The sequence below is a fragment of the Nodosilinea sp. LEGE 07088 genome, from assembly GCF_015207395.1.
Taxonomy (GTDB): domain Bacteria; phylum Cyanobacteriota; class Cyanobacteriia; order Phormidesmidales; family Phormidesmidaceae; genus Nodosilinea.
This window is the reverse complement of the sequence record NZ_JADEWX010000266.1, coordinates 1-5,724: the sequence shown is the minus strand read 5'-3', so window position 1 is coordinate 5,724 and position 5,724 is coordinate 1. Positions and strand designations below refer to the sequence as shown.

The 5,724-nt window shown below is 53.7% G+C and carries 6 protein-coding genes; all 6 read right to left on the bottom strand.

Annotated elements, in window-relative coordinates; genetic code table 11:
• Positions 1–252: 252 nt before the first annotated feature.
• On the bottom strand, positions 253–591 hold the full coding sequence (locus tag IQ254_RS29305; RefSeq protein ID WP_193969680.1) for a DUF433 domain-containing protein: 339 nt from the start codon (positions 589–591) through the stop codon (positions 253–255).
• Between the two features lie 334 nt (positions 592–925).
• On the bottom strand, positions 926–1,168 hold the full coding sequence (locus tag IQ254_RS34100) for a YgiT-type zinc finger protein (protein WP_106257692.1): 243 nt from the start codon (positions 1,166–1,168) through the stop codon (positions 926–928).
• Between the two features lie 16 nt (positions 1,169–1,184).
• The gene (locus IQ254_RS29295; protein ID WP_193969679.1) at positions 1,185–1,469 is read right to left on the bottom strand and encodes a DUF4258 domain-containing protein; all 285 of its coding nucleotides are present in this window, start codon (positions 1,467–1,469) and stop codon (positions 1,185–1,187) included.
• Positions 1,470–1,526: 57 nt separating this feature from the next.
• The gene (locus IQ254_RS29290) at positions 1,527–2,021 is read right to left on the bottom strand and encodes an SLATT domain-containing protein (RefSeq protein WP_193969678.1); all 495 of its coding nucleotides are present in this window, start codon (positions 2,019–2,021) and stop codon (positions 1,527–1,529) included.
• A gap of 449 nt (positions 2,022–2,470) precedes the next feature.
• Positions 2,471–3,247, bottom strand: a complete 777-nt coding sequence (gene pflA, locus IQ254_RS29285) for a pyruvate formate-lyase-activating protein (protein WP_193969677.1) — start codon at positions 3,245–3,247, stop codon at positions 2,471–2,473.
• A gap of 233 nt (positions 3,248–3,480) precedes the next feature.
• The coding region (gene pflB / locus IQ254_RS29280) for a formate C-acetyltransferase (RefSeq protein ID WP_228041214.1) at positions 3,481–5,724 on the bottom strand (2,244 nt) is incomplete at its 5' end.

Sequence of the window (5,724 nt, the reverse complement as noted above, 5' to 3'; positions counted from 1 at the left end):
TTTCGTTCAGAAGCGCTAAGCTGGATATAGCTCATAGGGTGTCTTTTTGTTGTGGTAAACATCAGACTATCCTATGAGCCCCTCTGTGGAAAGCTTCTAGGTGTTGCACTTCATTCTAGAATCGGCGTTCTATTGTCAGTTTCGGATAGGCCGACATCCTGAACTCTTACAATATCAACCTTAGGCTTTCGTCGAAGAATGCCCCGAACAATTTGGTTGTTAAAGTTCTCATCTGCTAAAAGGCACAGCATTTCAACCCTGGCTTTGATGGTTAAGTCTTGCCATCAGCCGATCTCGAATTCCAATTGGGTTGAAACGACGCTCGTTTTCTTGACGAACTTGTGCAGCACGATCTTGTCGAATTTTTAGATAAGCATCAACTTCAGTTTTGCGCCGCAGGTAGTAAGCAATCACCGAGTACACATCCGCAAGTTGAAGCGATGGATATTGCTCAACAATCTCTTCTACTGTGGCACCTTCCAAGAAGGCAGCAACCACGGTATCCAATGTAACGCGAGTTTTCCCGACCAGAACCACCCCATCCTCATTCAGCTTTAGAGGAGTAGACTCAGGCACAATCGCTAGTGTCATAAGCACTACCAAGTTCGCTAGTTTGATAGTAGCAGACCTTTGCAGGGCTCAGGGTATATTGTTAGACCACAACAACTAGCAAGTTAAGGCGGAAGGAAACTTAGTCCGAACATAACTACAAGGCTAGATGCAATGACTAAAAACAATTTGCTGCCTAAATCTAAGAATTGATTAAGCACCTCAACGTGTGGTCACCCACAGATACGCTTTACAAATACAACCTAACCGAGGCCTAATGATCTAACGTTCCCAATCACCTGCCTCAGATAACCTCGAATTCCAACCGATGACCTCTCAACGGTCGGTGTGCATTGGGGTTGTTATGCGGCGTTGACTAGGCGGATTCTAGATGAGTAACTGGAATTTGCTCGGTTCTCTCAGGGAGCTTGGCTCCAGTCACAACAGCATGAACTGCATGAAGAATATCTGCTGAGTAGTATCGATTGCCGCAAGTATCACAAACACCAATCGTCACATCTTCGAGGATAACGAATCCATCTCTATGTTTGAATGCCTCGCGCTTGACGGTTCTGGGTTGAACAGTCCCTTCGCAATACTCACATCTGTACCCATACATACGATTAGCCCTCAAGTTAAGTGACTTCATAAACCGTGATGATTAGATAGTTTCCGGTGCTAGCGAAACGCCCAACCACCCCAACAGGTGTTTGTTGATCCAATGCAGTTCCCACTACTATATATTTTGTGCCTCTGGGATCATCTTTTTCAACCCGAATGACCTGACCGTTCAGAACTGCTTCCTCTACATCCAAGATAGTCAGTAGATCTTCAGCCATTTCTTCCATCGCGTGGGCAGACATATCATACTGACGGAGGCGAATTTTTTCTCTGATGCGGTCAATATCATTACGAGGCACTTGCTAGTCTAGATCACGGCTAACCAATCATATCAAATTACTGGCTACGAAGGATTTTTAAGACTTTTCTTGTTTTCTGTAGTTGATCCAAGACTGGCTCAAATCGTCCCATATGATTTGAAACTCAGCGTGAAAGCCATTAATTTCATCGATGCTCATCTTTTCAGGTTTGTTACCAGCAAGGTAGAACTCGATCTTATCTCTTAGCCGATGAAACTTCCATAGAGCTATTTCGTGTTCTACCCACAAAGCTCTGAAGTTGAAGAATGGTTCTAATGCGCTCAGTAGAGTAATTAACGCAGTCAAAACAAATGCAATATCCTTAAATTGTGATTCTAGGTTGGGCACTTTTAACCCAAGCAAAATTGTCGCAGTGGCTGAACAGAAAGTAGCCGTCAACTTGACGAGAGAAGCTTTTCTCCGATTATCTCGTCTATTACCTCGGACTTTTTTGATTGCGTCGTCAGCTTTTGCTTGCAGCAGCTCGATTTTGGCAGTGATTACGGAACTATCAGATTTGATTTCGGAATTGCTCGCAATATTGCTTGTCATAGCCAGAAACCTTCCTTAAAGCACCGCTTGCAACAACCTTGAACCCACTTAACGCTGACGATTGACAGATAATCTCGCGCCTATGTCCTAATTGAGAACTCAGCCGCATAATGATTGAGCTGAGCCGCGAACGCCGCCGAGTACGGCGTCGTCGGGCTAGCGGCGTTTGTCGGTTCCAGCGAAGTTGCTCTTCCGCAGTTCCGAAGATTTTATCATATGACATCAAACACTTGTACTACTGCGGAGGAACAACCTTATTAGAGAGAAAGTTTCTGCATATCTACCTTCCTGGGGGTGATAGACAGAAACTGTCGGCAGATCTACCTCGATCGCGACGATCGCGAGAAACTTTCCGTATAGTATCCAAATCTGGAAGTAAACGTCATCCATGGCCATCGCCAGGACGGTTGGGACGTTTCAGCATGCCTGAAGCGATCGCCCGACGCGAGTCAATCAACCCTGAGCCCGTAGTGGCGAAAGATCGCTTTGGCTGACTCGATCTGTTCAGGAGTGGGGGGATCGGTGTTCTCCAGCAGGTAAGGAAAACCCAGCTCTTTCCATTTGTATTCCCCCATTTTATGAAAGGGCAGAACCTCGACTTTTTCAACGCCCTGTAGCGTGGCGACAAACTGGGCCAGGCCTTTGATATTGGCACTATCATCTGTCAGCCCTGGCACCAGCACAAAGCGAACCCAGGTGGGTTTTGCGATCGCGCTGAGGTGGCGGGCAAACTGGAGCGTCGGGGCAAGGTCCACATGGGTGGCGCGATGGTAAATCTCAGAATCAAAAGATTTGATGTCGAGCAGCACCAGGTCTACATAGTCTAAAACCGGCTTGGAGCGCTCAAAGTCAGGGAACCCTGAGGTATCCAGCGCAGTGTGAATGCCCAGTTCCTGGCAGCGGCGAAAAACTTCCCGCACAAACTCGGGCTGAAGCAGGGGTTCGCCGCCGGTAATTGTCACCCCGCCGCCGGAGTAGGTGAAGTAGGACTGATAGTGCTGAATGTCGTCGATCAGTGCATCAATGGTGACTTCCTCGCCGCCCAGCGGGTCGCGGGTGTCGGGGTTGTGGCAGTACTGGCAGCGCAGCAGACAGCCCTGGGTAAAGATCACATAGCGAATGCCTGGCCCATCCACCGTGCTGCTGGGTTCAACCGAGTGAATCCGGCCCTTAGAGGCCGACGATAGATTGGGGTGCGGTGGATGGGGAGCGGTGGGAAAGGGCATAGCTGACCGGGGAGAAAAGGCAGGGGCGAAACAGGGTGGAGAGACCTGAGTGTGGGAAAGAACATCCCAGGGCATCAGGTTTACCATCCCCTCCTGGGAGGGGTTAGGGGTGGGTCTGTAAGCTGTTTGCCCGCACTCAACAACTTACTCCTTGGCGCTGTTTTGGCCCACCCCGCCCTGCGGGCACCCCTCCGAGGAGGGGATGTGTCCCCCGTGGGAATGCGATCGCTCCCCTAAATCCGCTCGTGGAAGGTGCGGCTGATCACATCCAGCTGCTGTTCGCGGGTCAGCTTGATGAAGTTCACCGCGTAGCCCGACACCCGAATCGTCAGCTGGGGATAGTTTTCGGGGTGCTCCATGGCGTCGAGCAGGGTCTCGCGGTTGAGGGCGTTGATGTTGATGTGGTGGCCGGTGTCGTGGAAGTAGGCATCGAGCACGCCGATCAGGTTGTGAACCTGGGCTGCTTTGGTTTGGCCCAGGGCCGCTGGCACGATGGAGAAGGTGTAGGAGATACCATCCTGGGCGTGCTCGTAGGGGAGTTTGGCCACTGAGGCACAGGCCGCGATCGCCCCTTTGGTATCGCGTCCGTGCATGGGGTTGGCACCGGGGGCAAAGGGCTCGCCCGCCTTGCGGCCATCGGGGGTGCTGCCGGTTTTTTTGCCGTAGACCACGTTGGAGGTAATGGTCAAAATCGACTGGGTGGGCACAGCATTGCGGTAGGTGGGGCGCTGGCGAATCAGAGTCATAAACTGCTCGACCAGGCCCGCCGTGAGGCTGTCCACGCGGTCGTCGTTGTTGCCAAAGGCGGGAAACTCGCCGTCGATTTCGTAGTCCACCGCTAGGCCCTCTTCGTTGCGCAGCACCTTGACCTGGGCGTACTTAATTGCCGACAGGGCATCGCCCACCACCGACAGACCCGCGATGCCGCAGGCCATGGTGCGGTACACGTCGCGATCGTGCAGGGCCATTTCGATCCGCTCGTAGCAGTATTTGTCGTGCATGTAGTGGATTACGTTCAGGGTGTTGACGTAGGTCTTGGCCAGCCAGGCCATGATCTGGCTGAACTTCTCCATCACCTCGTCGTAGTTGAGGATATCGGCGGTGATGGGGGCGATCGCAGGCCCCACCTGGTGCCCCGATTTTTCATCTTTGCCGCCGTTGATGGCGTAGAGCAGCGCCTTGGCCAGATTCACCCGCGCCCCAAAGAACTGCATTTGCTTGCCAATGCGCATGGCCGAGACACAGCAGGCAATGCCGTAGTCATCGCCGTAGAGGGGGCGCATCAGGTCGTCATTTTCGTACTGGATCGAGCTGGTATCGATGGAGGTCTGGGTGCAGAACCGCTTAAAATCAATCGGCAGCTGCTCCGACCACAGCACGGTGAGGTTGGGTTCCGGGGCTGGCCCCAGGTTGTAGAGGGTGTGCAGCACCCGGAAGCTGTTCTTGGTCACCAGGGGGCGACCGTCTGCTCCCATGCCGCCGATGCATTCTGTCACCCAGACCGGATCGCCCGAGAACAGCTCGTTGTAGGCGGGGTGGCGCAGAAAGCGCACCATCCGCAGCTTCATCACCAGGTGGTCGATCAGCTCTTGGGCAGTGGCTTCGGTCAGCGTACCGCTGGCCAGATCGCGCTCGATGTAGATATCCAAAAAGGTGGAAACCCGACCCAGGGACATGGCCGCGCCGTTTTGCTCTTTCACCGCCCCCAGGTAGCCAAAGTAGGTCCACTGAACAGCTTCCTGGGCGGTGGTGGCGGGGCGGCTGATGTCGCAGCCGTAGCTGGCCGCCATCGTGGTCAATTCACCTAGGGCGCGAATTTGCTCGTTGATTTCTTCCCGCTGCTGAATGATGGCTTCGGTAATCTCGTCCACCTCCAGGGAGTTGAGCTGGTCGCGCTTGTCGGCGATCAGGCGATCGACCCCGTAGAGGGCCACCCGGCGATAGTCGCCGATGATGCGACCGCGTCCGTAGGCATCGGGCAGCCCGGTGATAATGCCCGAATGCCGCGCCAGCCGCATCTCTGAGGTGTAGGCGTCGAACACGCCATCGTTGTGGGTCTTGCGGTACTTGGTGAATGTTTCCAGAGTGTCGGCATCGAGCTCATAGCCGTAGGCCTCCAGCGACTTTTGCACCACCCGAATGCCGCCCATGGGCATGATTGCCCGCTTCAGGGGGGCGTCGGTTTGTAGCCCGACGATTTGTTCGAGGGATTGATCGATATAGCCGGGGGCATGGGCGGTGATGCTGGCGGGCACTTTGGTATCCACATCCAGGATGCCTTTGTCGCGCTCCTGCTTCATCAGTTCGCTGACCTGGTGCCACAGGGCCTGGGTGCGCTCTGTGGCTCCGGTCAAAAACCCATCGTCGCCGCTGTAGGGGGTGTAGTTGCGCTGAATGAAGTCGCGCACGTCGATGGTCTCTGTCCAGATGCCGGGCCGAAAGCTCTGCCATACTTCGGGGGTGGTTAAGGTGGGGGC

Excerpts from the sequence above, each read along its gene's own strand:
- IQ254_RS29305 (WP_193969680.1), bottom strand. The coding sequence starts at position 591 with ATGACACTAGCGATTGTGCCTGAGTCTACTCCTCTAAAGCTGAATGAG.
- IQ254_RS34100 (WP_106257692.1), bottom strand. The coding sequence starts at position 1,168 with ATGTATGGGTACAGATGTGAGTATTGCGAAGGGACTGTTCAACCCAGA.
- IQ254_RS29290 (WP_193969678.1), bottom strand. The coding sequence starts at position 2,021 with ATGACAAGCAATATTGCGAGCAATTCCGAAATCAAATCTGATAGTTCC.
- pflA (WP_193969677.1), bottom strand. The coding sequence starts at position 3,247 with ATGCCCTTTCCCACCGCTCCCCATCCACCGCACCCCAATCTATCGTCG.